Raw genomic sequence first — 20,787 nt, 5'->3', positions numbered from 1 at the left:
GCGCGCAGTGTCGGAAGATGCCCGTGCACCGGATGCGTGCTCATCGCCCGCGCTCATGCCCGCGCCCGCGTCCGCGCTCACTGCCGTCAGCTACCCGCGCCGCTCGAGGTGCGCCCGGGTGAGCGCCATCATCTCCTCGTCGGTGAGGTCGTCGACGGCGCGCGCCTCGCGTCGGTCGGTCCGCTGCCACCGGACGAAGAGCGAGATGAGGACCGGGATGTCCGCGACTTCGGCGATGAACCACAGCAGGTCGCCGGCGAGGTGCTGATCCTGCAACGGTGACGGGTACCAGGCCTTCCCCACGAGCACCGTGGTCGCTCCGTCGAGCACGTGGTTCGTGATCCGCAGCACGATGCCCGGGATCGCGTCGAGCATGAGCTCCACGAACGCCAGCAGGAACTCCACGGTGACGAACGTCGACGACCGCAGGATCCCGGGCTCGGACAGCGGCGCGAGCAACCCGAACCCGAGCACGGGCACGAGCACGGTGATCGCCACCGCCCACACCGGTGACGTCCGGATCGCTGCGGACAACGGGGTCAGGAGGACGCAGAACATCGCGAGGGCGACCAACGGCGAGACGATCGCGTTGCCGAGGACCCGGACCGGACGCGACCGCAGGGCGGTGGTGGCTGCCTGCGCGAGGCGATCCGGGCCTCCCGTCCGGAGCAAGGAGACGGGCGCGCCCAGCGCGGCGAAGGTGGGGACCGCGAAGAAGAGGACCGCGAGCCGGAGCACGAACGCCCAGCGGAGGCGCTCGGCGTCGACGCCGACGATGCCGAACTGCGCGACCCCGAAGAGACCGAGCGCGACGACGAACGCGGAGGTCCGCCACCACGGCCACCGAGCTCCGCGGCGGACGGCGCCGACCAGCCACCAGCCGTACGCGACCGCGCCGACGCAGATCATCGCGGCCGCGAGTGGGTCGAACCGCCACGTGGACCAGAACTCGGGTGTCGACGGCGTGGGGAGCCTCCTTCGGATCGTACTGCCGCAGCCATCCTCCGCCCCGTTCGCGCGACGGTGGGTCCCCCGGGGGTGAGAACCGGTTCAGATCCGCGTGACGCCGGCCGCCGGGGTGGTCCGCGTCAGCAGGAAGACCCCGAGCGGCACGAGGAGCGCTCCGGCGAGGGCGACGGAGAAGGAGAGGTGCAGCTGCATGACGGCGAAGGCCGGGCCGACGGTGCAGAGCGCGGCGACGACGAGGACCGGCCACGCCGGACGATCGGCGCCCGGTACGAGTCGGGGGAGCGGCCGGTCGAACGAGCGGAGCGCGCGGGCGACGGCGATCGCGACGCCGAGCAGCACGACGAGCGCGACGGGGCGGGTGGCCCACCAGACGGTGCCGCCCGGCTCGGGGAAGGGCACGCCGACGAGCAGCGCCACGCCGTTGAGCGCGATGAAGAGCGGCAGGTGCCAGAGGTAGATCGCCATGCCGTCCCGCCCGACGAGGAACACCGAGGCCTGCGCCGCACGGGTCCGCATGAGTCGCGTCAGCGGTCCGTGGACGAGGTGCACGAGGCACGCCTGGGCGATCGCGAGGAACGCGAGCGGCAGCATCGGCGGGTTGAGGTCCTGCAGCATGTCCGGCGCCCAGAGCCCCACCGAGGTCATCGGCACGAGCGCCGCGTACGCGCCCACCGCGACGAGGACGAGCAGCACGCGCGCCCTCCGCGCGAACCAGCCGTCCGCCCAGAGGAACCCGAGCTGCTGCGCGAACAGCCACACGGGCCCGAGGTTGAGCAGGCCCACCTCCGCAAGGCCGGTCTCGAGACGGACGACGTCGATCGCTGCCGCGAGCACGAGGAGCGAGGCGAGGGTCCGCCACGGCGCACGTTCGTGCAGGCGGACCATGAGCGGCACGCAGCACTGGGTGATGCCGTACGCGGCGAGGAACCACAGCGGTGAGCCGATGCCGAACGCGACCTCGGCCAGGAGGTCGGACGGGGTCCCGGCGACGGTGGCGGTGCCGAGTCCCGCGGCGAGCACGACGAAGAGTGGCACCGCGGGACGGAAGAGCCGGACGAGCCGGGTGGCCCACCAGTCCCGTGCTCCGCCCCCGCGTGCGACGGTGCTCCGCCAGCCAACGATGCTCGCGAAGCCGCCGACGACGAAGAACAACGGCATGACCTGACCGATCCAGGTCGCCGCGACGTACCAGTCGAGTTCCTGGAGCGGGCTCGTGACCGTGATGCCGTCGTCCGCCGTGCCGACCCCGACCATCGTGACGTGCACGAAGACGACGAGGACGACGCAGGCGGTCCGGATGAGGTCGACGACCAGGTCTCGTTGCGCGATGATCCCCCGGACGCCCTGTGCGGTGTGTGCCTGTTCCGGCACGCTCTGCTGCGAGGACATGCTCGGACGTTACCGCCGCGGGGAGCGTCCACAGCGTCGGTCCAGCTGATCGGCACCGTTTCGTGACCCGTCGCATGCCGCCAACGGCATGCAACGGGTCACGCACGGATTCTGGGACTATGCGCGACGCAGGAGGCGAGCACCGGATCCGGCGAGGACCGCGCCGAGGACGGGGAACACCAGGAACGCCCACCACTGTGCGAGCCACTCCGGGCCGGCGAACACCGCGGTGGCGAACGACCGCGCCGGGTTCAGCGACGCGTTGGACACCGGGATGAGCGTGAGGAGCAGCACCGTGAGCGTCGACCCGATGACCACGGGAGCGGGCACGGGGCTGCCCGCGCTCCCGGTCACCCGCAGGATGACGGTGACGAACAGTGCCGTCGCCATGGTCTCCGCGACGGCGACGCCGAGCAGCGAGAACCCGCCGGGGCTCTGCGACCCGAAGCCGTTCGAGGCGAAGCCCCCGTCGATCGCCGCGTCGAGGAAGCCTGCGCTGCCCTGGCCCGCGATCAGCAGCAGCGCGCCGGCTCCGATCGATCCGCCGACGACCTGGGCGACCGCGTACGGCACGACCTCGGCCCAGCGGTGCCGCCCCGCGACCGCGAGACCGACCGTGACCGCGGGGTTGAAGTGACCGCCGCTGATCGGACCGAAAGCGCTCGCCCCGATCATCACGGTGAGGCCGAGCGTCAGGGCGACACCGAGCAGCCCGACGCCGACGGCGTTGTGTTCGTCGGGGAACACGGCAGTGTGGTTCGCCGCGCCGACGAGCGCGAAGACGAGGAGGAAGGTCCCCGCGGCCTCGGCGGCGAGGCGCACCGGGAGGCGTGGGGACGACGTGGCGGACGTGGTGGGAGTGGCTGGTGTTGCGTTGCTCATGTCCGACCGTTCGGTCCCTGCTCGGCGCGGGACTGGTGCTACGCTGACCGAGTTGTCTTGATGGCTGCAAGAGAAGGAGTCGGGCGTGGAGGATGCCGAGCTGCTGCGCACCGCGGGTCTGCGCGTCACGACCCCGCGGCTGGCGGTCCTGCGCGCGACCGAGCGGATGCCGCACGCGACCGCGGACGCCATCGTCTCCGCGCTCTCGGCCGAGCTCCCGACGACGAGCCACCAGGCGGTGTACGGCGTCCTCGCCGCACTGACCGGGGTCGGGCTCGTCCGCCGCATCGAGCCCGCCGGAAGTCCGGCGCGGTACGAGCGACGGACCGGCGACAACCACCACCACATCATCTGCACCATGTGCGGCGCCATCGAGGACGTCGACTGCGCCGTGGGGCACGCGCCGTGCCTGACGCCGTCGGAGACACACGGCTTCGCGGTCACCACGGCCGAGGTCACCTACTGGGGGATCTGCGAACGGTGTGCCGCCGCCGAGCGTGACGGCGACCCGTCCGCCGACGCACCAGCCGCCAGCGCCCCGGTGACCAGCGCCCCGGTGGCCGCCGCCCCGGTGGCCGCCACCCCGGCTGCGGACCCCGCGGCCACCAGGCCCTGACCAGCCAGGCGATCGCACCTCCCGGCTCCGAACGGGACCACGAGCAACCCGAGCACCCCTGACCGAACCAACGTTCCGAGGAGGAACCGTGTCCGACCAGAACACGACGACCGGCCAGCCGGCCGGCACCCCCACCACCACGACCAACAGCGGGGCTCCGGTCTCCAGCGACCAGCACTCCATGGGGGTCGGCGCCGACGGACCCCTCGCGCTGCACGACCACTACCTCGTCGAGAAGCTCGCCCAGTTCAACCGCGAGCGCGTCCCGGAGCGCGTCGTCCACGCGAAGGGCGGCGGCGCGTTCGGGACGTTCACCGTCACCCACGACGTGTCGCAGTACACCCGCGCCGCGTTCCTGCAGCCCGGCAAGCAGACCGAGACCCTCGTCCGCTTCTCGTCCGTCGCCGGCGAGCAGGGCTCCCCGGACACCTGGCGCGACCCCCGTGGTTTCGCGCTGAAGTTCTACACCGAAGAGGGCAACTACGACCTCGTCGGCAACAACACCCCCGTGTTCTTCATCCGCGACGGCATCAAGTTCCCGGACTTCATCCGCTCGCAGAAGCGCCTGCCCGGTTCGCACCTCCGCGACCACGACATGCAGTGGGACTTCTGGACGCTCTCGCCCGAGTCCGCGCACCAGGTGACGTGGCTCATGGGCGACCGTGGCCTCCCGGCGTCCTGGCGGGAGATGGACGGCTTCGGCTCGCACACGTACCAGTGGATCAACGCCGAAGGCGAGCGCTTCTGGGTCAAGTACCACTTCATCACGCAGCAGGGCCACAAGACCCTCACGCAGGAGGACGCCGACCGCATCGCCGGTGAGGACGCCGACTTCCACATCCGTGACCTCCACGCCGCGATCGAGCGCGAGGACTTCCCGAAGTGGACGCTGAAGGTGCAGGTCATGCCCTACGCCGACGCCGAGTCCTACCGCTTCAACCCGTTCGACCTGACGAAGGTGTGGCCGCACGCGGACTACCCGCTCATCGAGGTCGGCGAGCTCGAGCTCAACCGCAACCCGGAGAACTACTTCGCGCAGATCGAGCAGGCGACCTTCGCCCCGTCGAACTTCGTGCCCGGCATCGCGGCGAGCCCGGACAAGATGCTCCTCGCGCGCATCTTCAGCTACGCGGACGCGCACCGCTACCGTGTCGGCACGAACCACGCGCAGCTGCCGGTGAACGCCCCGAAGAACGAGGTGCACTCGTACTCGAAGGACGGCGCCATGCGCTTCGACTTCCAGAAGTCCGAGGTGCCGGTGTACGCGCCGAACTCGCTCGGTGGCGCCCACGCCGACCCCGCCGCGACCGACGAGGTGCCGGGCTGGGAGTCGGACGGTGCGCTCCAGCGCTCCGCCGCGACGCTCCACCCGGAGGACGACGACTTCGGCCAGGCCGGCACCCTCTACCGCGAGGTGCTCGACGACGCCGCGCGTGAGCGCCTCGTCGGCAACATCGCCGGGCACGTCTCGAAGGTCACACGCGACGACCTCCGCGAGCGGGTGTTCGCCTACTGGACGAACGTCGACGCCGACCTCGGCGCGCGCGTGCGCGCCGCGGTCGCGCCGAGCGCGCCGGGTTCCAACGAGGACCCGGAGAAGGTCGCGGTCGAGGCGTAGCCCGGTCAGCGCAGGGGCGGAGGCCCGCCCCACCACCTGACGGACGGGAGGCACGGTGCCGGCTGGCACCGTGCCTCCCGTCCGTCGTCTGTCGCACCCGCCCCCGAAACGCGCGCGTTCCGACTCCGCGCGCATCGACCGACGCGCGTCGCGTCGAGACGCGCGCGTTCCGACGATCCGCCGGACCGGACCGCGCTACACCTGCTGGGCGTTGAGGTGCACCGGACCGGCGGGCCAGTCCTCGAGGGGCGCGACCACCGGCAGGACCATCCAGCCGCCCTGTTCGGTCATCGGCATGCCCGCGCCCTCCGCGGTGAACGCGGTGTAGTCGGTCACGACCTCGTCGAACACCCGCCAGCCCACCTTCGCGTAGAACGGCACGCGGTCCTCGCCGGTGCCGAGGAAGCCGAACGGGACGGCGAGGCCCTCGAGGACGCTCCGGGCGCGTTCCATCAGGTCGCGGCCCATGCCGGTGCCCTGCAGTCGAGGCGTGACCCCGACCAGCCCGGTGTCGCCGACCAGGAGGTCCTGGCTGCCGACGCTGATGAACATGCGCCGGATGCCGACGTGCGCGAGGACGACTCCGTCGGCGTCGCGCGCGATCACGCGTCGTTCGGGCTGCATGCCGCTCCAGCTCCGGCTGCCGACGAACCAGTGCGACCAGTCGGGGAACGCCTGGGCGAGCATCGCCGCGATCGCCTCGTGGTCGGTGAGCGTCAGCGCGCTCTCCTCGACCACCTCCCACAGGGTGTCGTCCGTCACGGGAGCCAGTCTGCCGGAGGGGTGGGCGGCGACGCTCAGCCCCGGCCGGGCGCGGTGACCTCGATGCGGTTCGCCCACGGGTCCTCGAAGGCGACCGTCCGCCCGTCGTCCGCCAGCTGGACGCCGTGGTGGCGCATGCGCTCGGTGAGGGAACCGAGGTCGTCCGTGCCCGGGACCTCGATCCGGACGAGCCCGAGCCCGAGCGCGAGCTCTCGACGGCCGGCGCCGCGCGAGTTCCACGTGTTCATCGCCATGTGGTGGTGGTAGCCGCCGGCGGACACGAAGAGTGCCTCGCCCCAGCCCGCCGTGGTCGCGAAGCCGAGCTGGTCGACGTAGAACGCCTTGGCGGTCGCGACGTCGCCGACGGACAGGTGCACGTGCCCGACGCGCCCGGGCCTGGTCGCCGCGTCGTCGAGGGCGTCCTGCGTGAGGTGTTCCTGGAGGAACACGTTCGGGTCGAGGAAGATCGTGGCCATGTCGACGGAGCCGTGCGTCCACGACCACTCGGTGCGGTCGCGGTCCCAGTACAACTCGACGCCGTTGCCCTCCGGGTCCGTGCAGTAGAACGCGTTGCTGACGAGGTGGTCGGCACTGCCGGTGAACGACTGCGGATACCGCGTGGCGACCGAGTACAGCGCAGCCGCGAGGTCCGCGCGGGTGTCGAACAGGACCGCCGTGTGGAAGAGCCCGGCCTCGTGTGTGCCGGCGTGCTGGAGTTCGGGCGCGTGCTCGAGCACGAGGATCGGCACCGACCCGCGACCGAGGACGGTCCGCCCGGGGGCGGACGACAGGACGCTGAGGCGGACTCCGTCCGTGTAGTAGGCCGTCATCCGGTCGAGGTCGGCCACGCGGAGGGTGACCGCGCCCATGCCCGTGTCGGCGGCGAGGAGGTCCTGGGTCTGCATGTGTCCAGTGTCGACCCATTTAGTTGACGCGTCAACCAAATGGGCCGATCCGCTGCCCGATCGCATCGCACTCGGCGTCCTGTCGGCGGGGAGCGGCTCGATGAGGCCATGATGGACGGATGCCACGACGACCGGACCCGCGGGACCTCCCCGTCGACCACGTCCGCGACCGGATGTCGTCGTACATCTACGGCAACATCACCGTGCTCAGCGCCGCCATCGCGGTCGGACCGGTGCAGATCGAGCACGGCGCCGCAGTGCTGACGGTCCTCGCGACCGCGGTCCTGACCTACCTCGCGCACGTCCTGGCGCACCTCGTGGCACACGGCATCGGCGCCGACCGCGACACCGACCACGACGATCGACGGGAGAGCGCGGCCGTCATCGCCCGGAACGCCAACCCGATCGCGACCTCCGGGCTCATCCCGGCCGTCCTCTACGCCGCGGCGTGGATCGGCTGGCTCCCCGCCGAGTGGGCGCAGATCGCCGCGGTCGTCATCCTCGTCGTGCGCATCGGGCTCGTCGGCGTGTTCATGCAGCGGTTCTCGGGGGCGCGTCCGACGTTCCTCGGGCTCTGGGGCGGCATCGTGCTCGCCGCGGTCGCGTTCGTGATCGGACTCGTGAAGGTGGTACTGACGCATTGACCGACGCAACGAGTGGTGCGACGACCGAGGGCAACGCGAAGCAGCGGGGCGGCTGGCGCTTCCTCCGGGACCTGGCGATCATCGTCGTGGCGGCGCTGATCGCCTCGTTCCTGGTCAAGACGTTCCTGGTGCGCTCCTTCTACATCCCGTCGGAGTCGATGGAGGACACCCTCCTCGTCGGCGACCGAGTGCTCGTCAACGAACTCGTCCCGGGGCTCGTCCCGCTGCAGCGCGGCGACGTCGTCGTGTTCACGGACCCGGGCGGGTGGCTCGGGACCGGCCAGGGCGACGACCTCATCAAGCGGGTCATCGGTCTGCCGGGAGACCGGGTTTCCTGCTGCGGTTCGGACGGGCGGCTCTCGGTCAACGGGAAGGCCGTCGACGAGCCCTACGTCGTCCACGAAGCGGGTTCGGACCGGGTCTCCGGGACCGACTTCGACATCACGGTGCCGAAGAACCACATCTGGGTCATGGGTGACAACCGGTACGACTCCGCGGACAGCCGTGCGCACGGTTCGGTGCCGGTCGACGACGTCGTGGGGCGCGCGTTCATCACGACGTGGCCCGTGTCCCGCTGGACGGTGCTGTCCCGGTACGGCGACGAGTGGGACCGGGTACCCGACCACGCGGCGCGCTGACGCTCTCCGTGGACGCGTCCCTCTGGCGCGTTCGGGGGTGTCGCGGCTGTGACACGCACCGGGTAGCGTGCTGCACATGCCGACGGACGATGCTGCGTTCGAGTACCTGACCGGCGGCGACGACGAACTCTCGGTGCGGCGCATCCGGACGAACGGTCCGCAGGCCGGCACCATCGGACCGCGGCCCGACCACGTCGTCTTCTGGCTCGCCGACGGGCACGCGATCGTCACCGCGGACGACGGCGAACGCGTCGACGTACGTCCCGGGCAGCCGGTGGTGCTCTCCGCGCCGGTGGCCTACGCGTTCGAGACGGATGCCACGTCCATGACACTCATGCACATCGCACCGGCACTGCTCGGCGACGCGGACGAGTCGTACCGGTTCGTGCAGCCGGACCCCACCGACAACCGGACCGAGCCCCTGCGGACGCTGCTGCGCGACGCCGTCGACCGGGTGCTCGACCCCGAGCTCCCGGACACCGAGCGCCGAGCGCTCAAGCAACGCATCGCCCGTGTCGTGCTCTCCACGTACACCCGGGCGCGGTCGGACGTCGAGCATCGCATGCGCCACGCGATCGCCTTCGTGCACGAGCACGCCGGTGACCCGATCACGGTCGCGGACATCGCGGACGCCTGCGGGTTGAGCGAGCGGGGACTGCAGGACCTGTTCCGTCGACGCCTCGCGGTCACGCCGATGCGCTACCTCCGCGAGGCTCGACTCGACCGGGTCCACCTGGAGTTCACCACGCGGGGGCGCAGGATCCTCACCGTCCGGGACGTCGCCCACCGCTGGCAGTTCACGCACCTCGGTCGCTTCGCGTCCGAGTACCGCGCCCGGTTCGGCGAGAGCCCCCGCGAGACCCTCGCTCGGTCGGCCGGTCGTCGCTGAGCCGCGCTCAGCAGCCCGTCGTCGTGAGCGTGACGGCCGCCACCGACCCGTTCGACACCGTCGCGTCCTGCGGGCAGAGATCCGTCGCACGGACGGTGACCTCGCCGAGCGGCACTCCGGCGAACGCTGCGGTACCGCCCGGGAACACCCGCTGGTGCTCGGAGAGCTTGCCCGTCGACGCGTACACCTCGACCTCGTACGGGCGCTGCGCGGCGTTCCCCGACACCGTGACCGTGATCTGCCCGGTCGAGTCGTGCGCGCCGCACCCCGCCACGGTCAGTGCCGCGGTGAGACCGAGCACGAGCGACGTGGCCACGCGGCAGGACGTACGGCGGCGGACGGAGCGGAACACCGGACCAGGCTACGCCGTCCCGAGCAGCCACCCGTTGTCGGCGGCGACCCGGAGCGCCTCGGTGGCGTTCCGAGCGGTGGTCTTCCCGATCGCGGCCGACAGGTGGTTCCGCACGGTGCCCTCCGACAGGTGCAGCGCCGCGGCGACCCCGGCGACCGTCGGGCTCGTGCGGAAGGCGATGAGGACGTCGGTCTCGCGCGGGGTGAGCGGCGAGGGGCCGGCGGCGAGCGACTCGGCGGCGAGCACCGGGTCGACCACGCGGAACCCCCCGGCGACCCGTCGAACGGCGTCCGCGAGCTGCTCGGCCGGGGTGTCCTTCACGACGAAGCCGGCTGCCCCGGACTCGAGCGCGCGGCGGAGGTACCCGGGTCGGCCGAAGGTCGTCACGATGAGGGACCGGCAGGCCGGGAGGTCCCGGGCGAGCGCCGCCGCTGCCGTGAGACCGTCGGCTCCGGGCATCTCGACGTCGAGCAGGGCCACCGCCGCGCCAGACCTCCGCGCCGCCTCGACGACCTCGTCACCGCGGGCCACCTGGGCGACGACGTCGATGTCGGGTTCGAGGGAGAGCAGCGAGGCGAGGGCGCCGCGGACGAGCGCCTGGTCGTCGGCGAGCAGCACCCGGATCGTGTCGGTCATCGTCGGCCCTTCCGTTCGACGCGCAGCAGGAAGCCCCCGAGGTCGCTCGTCCCGGTGGTGACGGTCGCGCCCACCGCGTCGGCCCGCTCCCGCAGCCCACGGAGTCCGTTGCCACCGACAGTGGCCCCGGCGGGCGCCCGCCCGGCGCCGGCAGCCCCGGTACCGGCAGCCCCGGCACCGGAGTCTCCCGTCCCGTCGTCCTCGATGGTCAGTGCTGTCCGCGTCAGCGTCACCCGCACCCGGGTCGCCGCCGCGTGCCGGAGGACGTTCGTCACGCCCTCCCGGAGCACCCAGGCGAACAGGCTCCGGACGTCCCGCGCCGCCGCGGTGCCGTCGGCCGGCAGGTCGGCCTCGACCTCGGCGGCCGCCAGTGCGGCACGGGCGGACACGAGTTCGGCGTCGAGGTCCGCCTCGCGGTACCCGCTGACGGCCCGGCGCAACCCTTGCAGGGCATCGCGCGAGAGCCGCTCGACGTCCTGCATCTCCGCCCTGGCCCGTGCGGGATCGACCTCGACGAGCCGAGCGGCGAGCTCGGACTTCATGGCGACGACGGTCAGTGAGTGTCCGAGCACGTCGTGCAGGTCGCGCGAGAACCGGGTCCGCTCCTCGACGACGGCGAGCCGGGTGAGCTCGTCCTGTGCGACGTCGAGCTTGTCCTCCGCTTCGCGCTGCCGTCCGAAGAAGAGCATCGACGCCCCGACCGAGACCGTCACGACCGGCGCGAACAGGAGTCCGCTGCTCGCCGCGTCGTCCCAGCCGAGCGACCCGGCGACGACGACCTGGGCCGCGATGACGGTGAGGACCCCCACCCCCGCGACCCAGGAGCGTTCGGCGACGAAGCCGGTGAGTGCGGCGACGAGGAGCCACGTCCAGACAGCGAGCGGCCCGACGACGAGCAGCAGCAGGCCGGCGAGGGTCGCGATCCCGGCGAGCACGAGGACCCGGGTCCGCATCCCGCTCCGCCACATCAGCTCGGGTGCGAACAGGTACGCCGCGTAGAGGACGAACAGCGCGAGGGTCGACCAGACGTGCGCCTCGAACGAGCGGCCGTCGTTCCAGACCGCGACGAGTTCGAGCACCTGCCACAGCAGCGCGAACACGGCGCCGCCGTACCAGCGGCGCCGGCCGGCTCGGATGACGTCCTCGGTCGCGCCCGGTGGGACGGCCCACGGGAACGCGCGGGGCGACGGCCTGGAGGCACGGCGCGCCTCCGCCCCGTCGCGGACGGCGACGGGGCGGGTGCGGGAGTCGGTCATGTCGGTCAGCGTAGGGCCAGCAGTCGGCTGGGCGCCGCTCACTGCCGCGCCGCGTCGCGGCGGTAGCGCCACACGATCACGGCGGCGAGGGCGAGCGCCCAGCCCGTCAGCACGAGCGCGGGTTCGACCATGCCGGTGCTGCCGGTCGCGCCGGCCCCCATCTGGCCGATGCGGTTGAGCCAGTAGGACGGCAGCAGGTGCGCGACCGAGCCCATCCAGCTCGGCATGATCGACAGCGGGACCCAGAGGCCACCGAGGATGGCGAGCCCCATGAACACGACCATGAAGAGCGGCTGCGCGAAGGACGGCTTCGCGAACTGCCCGATGAGGATCGCGATGAGGGCGAACGGGACGACGCCGCACCAGACGCCGAACGCCGCCGCGAGCCAGTGCCTGGGGGCGAGGGACGCCTGCAGGGCCACCACGGACACGGTGATCGTGATGCCGATGGACAGTGCCGCGAACGCCATCGCGGCGATGACCTTCGACACCATGAAGCCCCAGCCGGACAGCGGCGTGACACGGAGCTGGCGGTTCCAGCCGATCGAGCGCTCGTTGACGATGGCGAAGGCCTGGCTGAGCGCCGCCGTCATCGCGCCGTAGGACGCCATCTGCAGCGTGGTGACGGTCAGGTAGCGCAGGCCGGTGGACTGATCGAGCTGCGACCCGTACGCGGCACCGAACACCAGGAGCATCACCACGGGGACCGCGAAGGTGAACACCATCGCCTTGACGTTGCGCAGCTGCCGGACGGTCTCGAGGGCGACGTAGCGGATCGGGAGACGGCCGCGGACGGCGGTGCTGGCGCGGGGACGGACGGCGGGAGCGGCGACGGTGGTCGCGGTCGTGCTGGTCATGCGGAGACCTCCTGCGGGTCAGCGGTGAGGGCGAGGAAGGCGTCGTCCATGGTCGAGGCGACCACCTGGACGTCGTGCGCCTCGGGGAACGAGGTGAGGAGTGACCGCAGCGTGTCGTCGCTGCGGTCGGTGCGGAGCGTGACGGAGTCGTGCCGTGCCTCCAGGCCGGTGACGCCCGGCAGTGCGCGCAGGGCGACGTGCGCACCGGCGCCGACGCCGGCGAAGCGGACTGACCGGCTGGACGCGATGGCCTTGATCTGGGTCGGCGTGCCGTCGGCGACGACGCGACCGGCCCGCATGATCACGATGCGGTCCGCGAAGGTGTCGGCTTCGTCGAGGTGGTGGGTGGCGAAGACCACCGTGCGGCCGGCGTCGGTGAACTCGTGCATCGACGACCAGAACGTGTGACGGGCCTCGACGTCCATCGCCGCGGTCGGTTCGTCGAGCACCAGGAGCTCCGGGTCCGAGACGACGGCGACCGCGAACCGTGCGCGCTGCAGCTGCCCGCCGGAGAGCTTGTTCACCCGACGGCCGGCGATCTCGGTGCAGCGGGCCCGGCGGAGGGCCTCGTCGACCGGCATCGGGGTCCGGTGTGCGGCGCCGACGAGGGCGACGACGTCGCGGACCGTCATGTCGGGCAGCAGCGCACCGCCCTGCAGCATCGCGCCGACGCGCCCGTCGACCACCGCCGCGCGGGGGGTCTCCCCGAAGAGACGGACCTCGCCGGCGGTGGGCGTCGAGAGCCCGAGGGCCAGGTCGACCGTCGTGGTCTTGCCCGCGCCGTTCGGTCCGAGGAGCGCGACGACCTCGCCGCGGCGGATGGTGAGGTCCACGCCGTCGACGGCGTGCACGGCGCCGAAGCGCTTGTGGAGACCGCGCAGTGCGATGACCGCGTCGTCCGGGAGTCCTGTGCTGTTCATGGGCACCAATCTCGCGCGGACCGGACACGCGGGCCGCTGCGGTCCGTCACGACATCACCGTGACGATCGTCACGGTCGGGCTGGCTGCCCCGCATTCTGGGGGTCCAGGTCCTCCCTTGTGGGGACGCACGCGCGATCGGCCGCGGCGTTACCGTTGAGGGCATGAGCCTCACCACCTCGACCCCGAACGCCGCGTCCTCGCCGGAGGCCGTGCGGCGGGCGGCGCTGCTCGCAGCGCTCGACGTCGTCGAGGGCGGACCCGAGGAGCGGTTCGAGCGCATCACCCGCATCGCCCGCGAGGCCTTCGGGGTCACCGGGTCGTTCCTCAACCTCGCGGGTGACTCCGTGCTGACGATCAAGTCCCAGCAGAGCGACCAGCGGTTCGGGCCGACGATCCCGCTGCAGGACACCTTCTGCGGTCGGACACTGGGCGAGGTCGGACCGGTCGTCGTCGAGGACGCCACGGCCGACGTCCGCTACGCCGACATGCCGATGGTGGTCGACGACCCGAACGTCCGCTTCTACGCCGGTGTGCCGCTGCGGCTCGGTGACGACGACGTCAAGGTCGGCACGCTCTGCCTCGTCGACCAGGCACCGCGGACGCTCAGCGACGACGACCTGACGCTGCTCGAGGAACTCGGGGTGTGGGCCGAGCGTGAGCTCGCCGCCGGAGCCGACGAGGACCGCCTGCGCGCCGTCCTGGCCGGGCTCGAGCCGATCGGGGTCACGGTCCCCGGGTACCGTGTCGCCGGCATGAGCGTGCCGCACGGTGTCGTCTCCGGCGACCTGCACGAGTGGCACCGGTCGGGCGACGACCTCGTGGTCACCCTGGCCGACGTCATGGGCAAGGGCATGTCGGCGGGACTCCTCGCCGCGAACATCCGCGGAGCGCTCCTCGCCCGCGGCGACGAACGACCGGACACCGCGGTCGCCGGGCTGGAGGCGCAGGTCGCTCCGGAGCTCAGTCGCGCCGAGTCGTTCGCCACGCTCTTCCACGGCCGGCTCGAGCCGATGACCGGGCACCTCGAGTTCACGGACGCCGGACACGGGCTCGTCCTGCTGCTCCGGACGGACGGCTCCGAGGAGGTGCTGCGCTCGTTCGACCTGCCGCTCGGACTGCACCCCGCGGGCCTCACCCGGACGACGGGGTCGCTCGACCTCGGCGTCGGGGACGTGCTCGTCCTGGTGAGCGACGGCGCGCTCGAGTTGTGGGACTCGACGCTCGCGTCGCTGTCGCGGCTCGGGGAGCTCTACCGCGGTGCTGCGGACATCGACGAGTTCCTCGGGCGGGTGCGCGCCCGGTCCGTCGAGCACGACCCGGGCGACGACCTGACCGTGGTGGTCGTGGCGCGAGACGCCTGACGCGGGCTGGTCCATCAGCGCGCGCGACGACGTCGGTCAGGCGCCGAGTCGCTCGATGAGCTCGCGGTAGCGGGCGGCCGTCCGCTCGACGATCTCGTCGGGGAGCACGGGCGGCGTCCCCTGGCGGTCCCAGTTCGCGCTGAGCCAGTCACGCACGATCTGCTTGTCGAACGACTCGGTCCGGCTCGCGCCGCGGGCGTCCCAGTACCGGCTGGAGTCGCTCGTGAGGACCTCGTCCGCGATCCGCACCACCCCGTCGGCGTCACGGCCGAACTCGAACTTCGTGTCCGCGATGACGACTCCGTGCTCGAGCGCGATCGCCGCAGCCTCGCTGTAGACGCGGAGCGACAGGTCGCGGAGGGTCTCGGCGTCCTGCCGCCCGATGAGCTCGACGGTCTGCTCGAACGAGATGTTCTCGTCGTGCTCGCCCTGCGGTGCCTTGTACGCGGGCGTGTAGATCGGCTCCGGGAGGCGGTCCCCGTTCGACAGACCGGTCGGGAGCGCCACGCCGCACACACTGCCGGTCTCCTGGTACTCCGCCCAGCCGCTGCCGACGAGGTGTCCACGGACGACGCACTCGACGGGGAACATCGTCAGGGGCACCACGTGCATCGACCGCGACGCGATCTCTGCCGGCACCGGGGTCCCGCCGGCGGACTCCGGCAGGAGGTGGTTCGGGACGTCGGGCAGTCGGTCGAACCAGAAGCGCGACAGACGGGTCAGCAGCTCGCCCTTGCCCGGGATCGGCGGTTCGAGTGCGAAGTCGTAGGCGCTGACGCGGTCGGACGCCACGAGCAGCAGTTCGGACGCGTCCGCGACGCCGGCGGTGCCGATCGGCACGTAGAGCTCGCGGACCTTCCCCGAGGCGACGTGCTGCCAGCCGTCGACGACCGGGGCGCTCACCGGGCGACCTTCGCGGCGATGTCGGTGCGGTACTGCGCACCCTCGAGCGTGATGTCGTGCAGGCCGGCGTACGCGCGCTCTCGGGCCTCGGCGAAGTCCGAGCCGGTGGCGACGACGCTCAGGACCCGACCGCCGGTCGCGACGAGTCCGCCGTCGAGGAGTCCGGTCGCGGCGTGGGCGACCGAGACCCCCTGCCGCGCGTTCGCGGCGTCGATCCCGGTGATCCGACGACCGGTGTGCGGGTTCTCCGGGTAGCCCTCGCTCGCGAGGACCACGGTCACCGCGGACTCGGCGCGGAACTCCGGCGCGGGCACGGAGCCGAGCCGGCCGGTGGCCGCGGCGAGCATGAGGCCGCTCAGCGGCGTCGCGAGGCGGGGGAGGACGACCTGGGTCTCCGGGTCGCCGAAGCGGGCGTTGAACTCGATGACGCGGACACCCTGCTCGGTGACGATGAGACCGCAGTACAGCAGGCCGACGAACGGCGTGCCCTCGTGCTCGAGCCGCCGGACCGTCGGCAGTGCCACCAGGTCGGTGACCTCCGCGACGAAGGCGTCCTCGGAGGCCCAGCGGTCGGCGAGCCAGGGCAGGGGGGAGTACGCGCCCATCCCGCCGGTGTTCGGGCCGGTGTCGCCGTCGCCCAGGCGCTTGTAGTCCTGCGCGGGGCTGAGCGGCCGCACGTCGTGCCCGTCGCTCAGGAAGAACAGCGAGACCTCTTCCCCGTCGAGGAACTCCTCGACCACGACGTGGCCGTGCTGGAGCCAGTACGTGGCGTGGTCGACCGCGGCCTGCCGGTCCTCGGTCACGAGGACGCCCTTGCCGGCCGCGAGCCCGTCGGCCTTGACCACGTACGGCGCGCCGAGCTCGTCGAGGGCGGCCACGGCTTCCTCCACCGTGCCCGCGTACACCGGGCGCCCGGTCGGGACGCCCGCCTCCGCCATGATCCGCTTCGCGAACGCCTTGGAACCCTCGAGCTGCGCCGCGGCCTTCCCCGGACCGAACACCGGGATGCCGCGGGTCCGGACGGGATCGGCGACGCCGGCGATCAGCGGCGCCTCGGGGCCGACGACGACCAGTTCGACGTCGTTCTCGATCGCGTACTCGGCGACGAGCGCACCGTTGGTCGGGTCGAGCGACACGGTCTCGACGTCGGCGGCGATGCCGGCGTTGCCCGGCGCGACCGTGATGACGTGCCCTGCCTGCTCCGCGAGGAGGGCCGTGACGATGGCGTGCTCGCGGGCACCGGAACCGAGGACGAGGATTCGCACCCGGCCAGCCTACCGAGCGCTGGTCCCGCGTTGCGATCGGCGTCGCTAGCCTGTGGACATGCCCCGCAGGACGATCGACGACGAGGACGGACGGCGCGCGCTCGCCGCGGTGGTCGAGGGCGGCACGCAGCGCTCCGACGTCGCGACCGCGGTCCGGTGGACGCTCCAGCGGCTCGCGGAGGACGTCCCGGGGAACAGCGTCGAGGTCCGCGTCCCGCCGTTCGCGGCCGTCCAGGCGATCCCCGGGCCGAGGCACACCCGCGGCACCCCGCCGAACGTCGTGGAGACCGACGCCGCGACCTGGATCGCACTCGCCACCGGCACGCTGCGCTGGGGGGACGCGGTCGACGCCGCACGGGTCAGTGCCTCGGGATCACGGGCTGACCTGACCGACTTCCTGCCGGTCCGACTCCCCGCCTGACACGTGGGCGCGGTCCGGCGGGCGGGAGGTCGCTCGCCTGGCGAAGCGAATTAGGTAGGTCCTACCGATGTGCCCCACGCAACCGGTTGCCTATCGTGGAAGTCGCCGGGATTCGGACCCGACCCGAACGGGTCCGAACCCGGCGACGCACCACACGCTACGCGATTTCCGGCTCGCTGTGTCAACCATCCGGCGCGTCGTGCTGCATCCCGCAACGGAGATTGCGGAGTCCGGACGTCCGGCGCGCCGTGTCCGGACGTCCGAAGCGGCTCAGAGCAGCTCGGCGAGCTCGGTCCGCGCGTGCAGTTCCCACTTCTGGAACACCCGTGACAGGTGGGCGTCGATCGTCCTGACGGACAACCCGAGTGTCTCCGCGATGCGTCGGTTGCTCAGCCCCTCCGCCGCGAGCTTGGCGACCTCGTACTCGCGGTTCGTCAGCGGCGGTTTCGTGTTCCCGGCGGTGACGGACATCCCGTGCGACGCGAGGACGCCCTGCGCGACGATGACCCGCGGTCGGTCCCGGGCCCGCACGGCGTCGAGGTACTCGACGATCGCGGCGGCGAGGGGACCGTCCAAGCGCCGGGCGGCGACGCGGAGACGATCGGCCGACGGTCCGTCCTCCCGACCTGCCTGCAGGTCGTTCGCGTAGTGCAGTGTCTGTCCGTACATGACGTGCGTCCACGACCCCGACGCGGTCGAGCGCTCGATGACCTCGTCCATGTGGCGCAGTCCCGCGGGGATGCCGAGGAGCCACTCCGTCCACGCGATCGACACGGCCACCTGTTCACCCACGATCCGCATGGCGCGCAGGGGCGTCGTCCGCGCACGATCGAGCGCGACAGCGGCCTCTTCGAGTCGTCCGGCGTAGGCGTACGCCATCGCGAGCCGTGCCCACGGGTACGCCGCGAAGCCGCCGTGGTCCGCGACGTCGTAGCGCTCGCACGCCGCCGAGAACGCGGCGATCGCGTCGTCCCACCGCCGCTGCCCGATCGCGAGGTTGCCGTCGCCGATGAGCTCGAGCGTGAAGTCGTACATGAGGTACGGGCTCGACCGTCGGACCGGCACCTCCGTGAGCAGGTCGGCGAGGTCCCCACGCCACACCTGCACCTGGTGCAGGACGGACACGATCTCCCCGACGCTCCACGGAGCGTCCTCGAGGTTCACCACGGCCGTCTGCATGCTCTTCCGCGCCAGGGTCGCGGCATCGTCGAGCCGCCCGGCGGTGGCCAGGGCCATCACGGCGCAGGGAGCCAGGCAGAGGAAGCCGAAGGGGACGGTCGGGGCGTGCACGATGCCGCTCGCGTCGACCTCGTCCCGGACCTCCGCGAACCGGCCGCCCCAACCGAGGTGGGCGAGTCGGAGCAGCCGGAGACGCTCGGCGGCCTCGGGGCCGACGAGCGCGGTGGCCGTGTCCGTGAGCGCGACCGCTGCGTCGACGTCGTCGTCGTGGAACTGCCGGATGTTCGCGAGCGTCTCACACGCCTCGATGACCGCCGCGTCGTCGACGTCGTCCGACTCCCGGGCGATCGCCCACGCCGCCTCGGCGTCGGCGCGACCGGCCTCGCGACCGGTGCTGTACGAGTGCGCGAGCGACCGCAGTACGTGGGCGGCGATCCGCTGCGTGCACGGCAGCGACGTCCGGAGGGCGGCCGAGGTCAGGGCGACCGCACTCTCGAGCTCCTGCAGCCGGACGGCGACCTGCGCGGCGTCGAGCAGCGCCTCCGTGGCGGGCAGCACACCGCACTCGAGCGACCACAGCGCGGCGCGGAGCCGAGCGGCCGGCGGGGCGCCCTCCGGACGGTCGGTCCGGAACGCGTTGGCGCGCGCGAAGAGCGCCGTCCGGCGGGCGACGGGCACGAGGGCGCGGACGACCTCGCCGACGAGGGGGTGCGACGGGCGCACCACCGCGGTGCCGTCCTCGGTGGAGTCCATCCGCACGAGGCCGAGCGCCACGACCCGGTCGATGTCGCCGCCGGCGACGAGCGCGAGCAACCGGGGGAGCGGGATCGGGTCGGCGAGCGCGACGATGTCCACGACGTCGCGGAGGTCCTCGGGCAGCGCGCCGAGCTCCGTACGGTACATGTCGGCGAGGCTGTTCGAGGCGGTGACCCGGCCGCGCCAGTACCACCCCGACGCGGTCTGCTCGAGCGCCCCGGAGGCCAGTGCGGCGCGGACGACCTCGCGGACGTAGAGGGGGTTGCCCGCGGTCGCTCGGTGCACGCGTTCCGCGGACGCGTTCTCCAACGGGGCGCCGAGCGCAGTCGCGATGAGGTCCGTGGTCTCGTGGAGGTCGAGGGGTTGGAGGTCGATGCGTTCGAGCAGGTCGTCCTGCCACAGCGCCCGCAGCGGGCCGGGCAGTGCCGTGAAGTCCCGGCAGGTCAGCACGAGGCGGGCGTCCTGGTGCCGGACGAGCCACGCCACGTACCGGGCCGAGATCGCGTCGAGGTGGTCGGCGTCGTCGACCCGGAGCAGCACGTCACGGTCGGCACCGCCGAGCGACCGGAGCCGCTCGGCTGCCTGGTGCTCGTCGGCGAGTTCCGCGAACGTTGTCGGGAGTTCGCCGAAGTGTCCGGTGACCGCGTCGAAGGGCATCGACCGAGCGGCTTCGACCGCCGTGATCGGCACGACGAAGGTCCGTCCGGGGCCGTCGCGCCCGACGACCCGGTCGGTGATCCGCTCGGCGGCGGTGGTCTTCCCGAGGCCGGGAGCGCCGACGAGCGCGACGCTCCACCGGTGCTCGGCGATCACCGCGACCGCCCGGTCCTCCTCCTGCCGCCGTGCGATCGGCCAGGCGATGCGCGCCGGTGCGCGCCGGTGGGGACCGGACCGGTGACCACGCTCGGTGCGTCGACGCATGCGTGTCACCTCTGTTCCTCCCCCCACCCGTCGTCGGGGCGCGACCGGTGGGGACCATCCTGCACCGGATCGCGTTCCGGGCACAGGCCGGAGCACGTCCCACAGTGGGGGACAATGGCCTGGTGAGCACCACCGACGGACCCGAAGAACGACCGGCACCGAACGCCGTCTCCACCTCCGACGAGGTCACGATCCGACGTGCGCCCAAGTTCGGCGTCTTCATCATCGGCGGCGCGGTGCTCGGCTTCCTCGTCACCCTCGTCGTCGTGTCCGCGACCATGAACCTCGACCGCGGCGACCAGCAGGAGACCGCGAGCTTCGGCTCGCTGGTGGGGTACTTCTCGCTGTGGGGCGTGACCCTCGGGGCCTTCGTCGGCGCCGTCGTCGCGGTCGTCCTGGACCGCGTGTTCGCGCGCCGCGCGTCGGCGCTCACCGCCGAGCGTGTGGACGTCGAACCCGCGCCGGAGACGGTGGACGGCGAGGTCGAGGACCACGGCGACGACGTCGCCGGTCGCTGACGCGACCCCTGATCGGACTGGAGGCACGGTGCGGGCCCGCACCGTGCCTCCAGTCCGTTGCTGGTCGCCCTGGGCGACCGGACCTAGCTGAGCACCTTCTCTTATCCACATCTGACGCTGCCGCCTAAA

Annotated in this window: 21 protein-coding genes; 8 read left to right on the top strand and 13 right to left on the bottom strand. The window is 72.3% G+C overall.

All coding sequences use genetic code 11. From position 1 onward, the window contains the following. Window positions 1-90: 90 nt before the first annotated feature. The 3 genes from NS184_RS10345 to NS184_RS10335 form a co-directional block, all read right to left on the bottom strand. Complete coding sequence (locus tag NS184_RS10345) at window positions 91-909, bottom strand: cytochrome c oxidase assembly protein (RefSeq protein ID WP_058726035.1); 819 nt, start codon at window positions 907-909, stop codon at window positions 91-93. A gap of 141 nt (window positions 910-1,050) precedes the next feature. Beyond that, a complete protein-coding gene (locus NS184_RS10340; RefSeq protein ID WP_058726034.1) occupies window positions 1,051-2,358 on the bottom strand; it encodes an acyltransferase family protein in 1,308 nt (435 codons plus the stop codon). Window positions 2,359-2,475: 117 nt separating this feature from the next. Further along, the gene (locus NS184_RS10335; protein ID WP_083513615.1) at window positions 2,476-3,240 is read right to left on the bottom strand and encodes an aquaporin; all 765 of its coding nucleotides are present in this window, start codon (window positions 3,238-3,240) and stop codon (window positions 2,476-2,478) included. Window positions 3,241-3,304: 64 nt separating this feature from the next. On the opposite strand from NS184_RS10335, the gene NS184_RS10330 reads away from it, so the two are divergent. Both NS184_RS10330 and NS184_RS10325 read left to right on the top strand, forming a co-directional pair. After that, a complete protein-coding gene (locus NS184_RS10330) occupies window positions 3,305-3,856 on the top strand; it encodes a Fur family transcriptional regulator (RefSeq protein ID WP_152998170.1) in 552 nt (183 codons plus the stop codon). A gap of 88 nt (window positions 3,857-3,944) precedes the next feature. Then, complete coding sequence (locus NS184_RS10325) at window positions 3,945-5,474, top strand: catalase (RefSeq protein ID WP_058726032.1); 1,530 nt, start codon at window positions 3,945-3,947, stop codon at window positions 5,472-5,474. Between the two features lie 195 nt (window positions 5,475-5,669). Here NS184_RS10325 and NS184_RS10320 read toward each other — a convergent pair whose 3' ends face one another. After that, window positions 5,670-6,236, bottom strand: coding sequence for a GNAT family N-acetyltransferase (locus NS184_RS10320; RefSeq protein ID WP_058726031.1), 567 nt, complete (start codon window positions 6,234-6,236; stop codon window positions 5,670-5,672). 35 nt (window positions 6,237-6,271) lie between these two features. Beyond that, on the bottom strand, window positions 6,272-7,141 hold the full coding sequence (locus NS184_RS10315; protein ID WP_058726030.1) for a VOC family protein: 870 nt from the start codon (window positions 7,139-7,141) through the stop codon (window positions 6,272-6,274). Between the two features lie 119 nt (window positions 7,142-7,260). On the opposite strand from NS184_RS10315, the gene NS184_RS10310 reads away from it, so the two are divergent. From NS184_RS10310 to NS184_RS10300, 3 genes are all read left to right on the top strand, one after another. Next, entirely contained in the window at window positions 7,261-7,785 is a 525-nt protein-coding gene (locus tag NS184_RS10310) for a hypothetical protein (RefSeq protein ID WP_058726029.1), read from the top strand. After that, window positions 7,782-8,423 (top strand): signal peptidase I, encoded by a 642-nt coding sequence (gene lepB, locus NS184_RS10305; RefSeq protein ID WP_058726028.1) that lies wholly within the window; start codon window positions 7,782-7,784, stop codon window positions 8,421-8,423. The genes NS184_RS10310 and lepB overlap by 4 nt, the downstream gene beginning before the upstream one ends. A 76-nt stretch (window positions 8,424-8,499) precedes the next feature. After that, window positions 8,500-9,312, top strand: a complete 813-nt coding sequence (locus NS184_RS10300) for a helix-turn-helix transcriptional regulator (protein WP_058726027.1) — start codon at window positions 8,500-8,502, stop codon at window positions 9,310-9,312. 7 nt (window positions 9,313-9,319) lie between these two features. Here the strand turns inward: NS184_RS10300 and NS184_RS10295 are convergent, their stop codons facing one another. The 5 genes from NS184_RS10295 to NS184_RS10275 are packed head-to-tail and all read right to left on the bottom strand — an operon-like array spanning window position 9,320 to window position 13,333. Continuing rightward, on the bottom strand, window positions 9,320-9,628 hold the full coding sequence (locus NS184_RS10295) for a hypothetical protein (RefSeq protein WP_058726026.1): 309 nt from the start codon (window positions 9,626-9,628) through the stop codon (window positions 9,320-9,322). 45 nt (window positions 9,629-9,673) lie between these two features. Continuing rightward, window positions 9,674-10,300 (bottom strand): response regulator transcription factor, encoded by a 627-nt coding sequence (locus NS184_RS10290; RefSeq protein WP_058726025.1) that lies wholly within the window; start codon window positions 10,298-10,300, stop codon window positions 9,674-9,676. Then, a complete protein-coding gene (locus NS184_RS10285; protein ID WP_058726024.1) occupies window positions 10,297-11,556 on the bottom strand; it encodes a sensor histidine kinase in 1,260 nt (419 codons plus the stop codon). Before NS184_RS10285 ends, NS184_RS10290 begins: the two co-directional genes overlap by 4 nt. A gap of 38 nt (window positions 11,557-11,594) precedes the next feature. Then, window positions 11,595-12,413: an ABC transporter permease gene (locus NS184_RS10280; protein WP_083513613.1), complete on the bottom strand. Its 819-nt coding sequence runs from the start codon at window positions 12,411-12,413 to the stop codon at window positions 11,595-11,597. Further along, entirely contained in the window at window positions 12,410-13,333 is a 924-nt protein-coding gene (locus NS184_RS10275) for an ABC transporter ATP-binding protein (RefSeq protein WP_058726023.1), read from the bottom strand. Before NS184_RS10275 ends, NS184_RS10280 begins: the two co-directional genes overlap by 4 nt. A 162-nt stretch (window positions 13,334-13,495) precedes the next feature. Between NS184_RS10275 and NS184_RS10270 the strand changes: the two genes are divergently transcribed. Then, on the top strand, window positions 13,496-14,695 hold the full coding sequence (locus NS184_RS10270; RefSeq protein ID WP_058726022.1) for a PP2C family protein-serine/threonine phosphatase: 1,200 nt from the start codon (window positions 13,496-13,498) through the stop codon (window positions 14,693-14,695). 36 nt (window positions 14,696-14,731) lie between these two features. On the opposite strand, the gene NS184_RS10265 is transcribed toward NS184_RS10270, so the two are convergent. After that, window positions 14,732-15,598 carry a phosphoribosylaminoimidazolesuccinocarboxamide synthase gene (locus NS184_RS10265; protein ID WP_058726021.1) on the bottom strand — a complete coding sequence of 289 codons (867 nt, stop codon included), beginning with the start codon at window positions 15,596-15,598 and terminating at the stop codon, window positions 14,732-14,734. Then, window positions 15,595-16,863 (bottom strand): phosphoribosylamine--glycine ligase, encoded by a 1,269-nt coding sequence (purD, locus tag NS184_RS10260; protein WP_058726020.1) that lies wholly within the window; start codon window positions 16,861-16,863, stop codon window positions 15,595-15,597. The genes NS184_RS10265 and purD overlap by 4 nt, the downstream gene beginning before the upstream one ends. Window positions 16,864-16,921: 58 nt before the next feature. Here purD and NS184_RS10255 point away from each other — a divergent pair, with 58 nt between their 5' ends. Next, window positions 16,922-17,284, top strand: a complete 363-nt coding sequence (locus tag NS184_RS10255; RefSeq protein WP_058726041.1) for a sterol carrier family protein — start codon at window positions 16,922-16,924, stop codon at window positions 17,282-17,284. Between the two features lie 270 nt (window positions 17,285-17,554). Here the strand turns inward: NS184_RS10255 and NS184_RS10250 are convergent, their stop codons facing one another. Further along, window positions 17,555-20,140 carry a helix-turn-helix transcriptional regulator gene (locus tag NS184_RS10250; protein ID WP_058726019.1) on the bottom strand — a complete coding sequence of 862 codons (2,586 nt, stop codon included), beginning with the start codon at window positions 20,138-20,140 and terminating at the stop codon, window positions 17,555-17,557. A gap of 122 nt (window positions 20,141-20,262) precedes the next feature. Between NS184_RS10250 and NS184_RS10245 the strand changes: the two genes are divergently transcribed. Beyond that, the gene (locus tag NS184_RS10245) at window positions 20,263-20,658 is read left to right on the top strand and encodes a hypothetical protein (protein WP_058726018.1); all 396 of its coding nucleotides are present in this window, start codon (window positions 20,263-20,265) and stop codon (window positions 20,656-20,658) included. Window positions 20,659-20,787 lie beyond the last annotated feature (129 nt).

The organism is Curtobacterium luteum (genome assembly GCF_001475545.1).
In the GTDB taxonomy this organism is placed as follows: Bacteria; Actinomycetota; Actinomycetes; order Actinomycetales; family Microbacteriaceae; genus Curtobacterium; species Curtobacterium luteum_A.
This window is presented reverse-complemented; position numbering and strand designations above follow the sequence as displayed.

Excerpts from the sequence above, each read along its gene's own strand:
- NS184_RS10345 (WP_058726035.1), bottom strand. The coding sequence starts at position 909 with ATGATCTGCGTCGGCGCGGTCGCGTACGGCTGGTGGCTGGTCGGCGCC.
- NS184_RS10340 (WP_058726034.1), bottom strand. The coding sequence starts at position 2,358 with ATGTCCTCGCAGCAGAGCGTGCCGGAACAGGCACACACCGCACAGGGC.
- NS184_RS10335 (WP_083513615.1), bottom strand. The coding sequence starts at position 3,240 with ATGAGCAACGCAACACCAGCCACTCCCACCACGTCCGCCACGTCGTCC.
- NS184_RS10315 (WP_058726030.1), bottom strand. The coding sequence starts at position 7,141 with ATGCAGACCCAGGACCTCCTCGCCGCCGACACGGGCATGGGCGCGGTC.
- NS184_RS10310 (WP_058726029.1), top strand. The coding sequence starts at position 7,261 with ATGCCACGACGACCGGACCCGCGGGACCTCCCCGTCGACCACGTCCGC.
- NS184_RS10300 (WP_058726027.1), top strand. The coding sequence starts at position 8,500 with ATGCCGACGGACGATGCTGCGTTCGAGTACCTGACCGGCGGCGACGAC.
- NS184_RS10290 (WP_058726025.1), bottom strand. The coding sequence starts at position 10,300 with ATGACCGACACGATCCGGGTGCTGCTCGCCGACGACCAGGCGCTCGTC.
- NS184_RS10285 (WP_058726024.1), bottom strand. The coding sequence starts at position 11,556 with ATGACCGACTCCCGCACCCGCCCCGTCGCCGTCCGCGACGGGGCGGAG.
- NS184_RS10280 (WP_083513613.1), bottom strand. The coding sequence starts at position 12,413 with ATGACCAGCACGACCGCGACCACCGTCGCCGCTCCCGCCGTCCGTCCC.
- NS184_RS10275 (WP_058726023.1), bottom strand. The coding sequence starts at position 13,333 with ATGAACAGCACAGGACTCCCGGACGACGCGGTCATCGCACTGCGCGGT.
- NS184_RS10270 (WP_058726022.1), top strand. The coding sequence starts at position 13,496 with ATGAGCCTCACCACCTCGACCCCGAACGCCGCGTCCTCGCCGGAGGCC.
- NS184_RS10255 (WP_058726041.1), top strand. The coding sequence starts at position 16,922 with ATGCCCCGCAGGACGATCGACGACGAGGACGGACGGCGCGCGCTCGCC.
- NS184_RS10250 (WP_058726019.1), bottom strand. The coding sequence starts at position 20,140 with ATGCGTCGACGCACCGAGCGTGGTCACCGGTCCGGTCCCCACCGGCGC.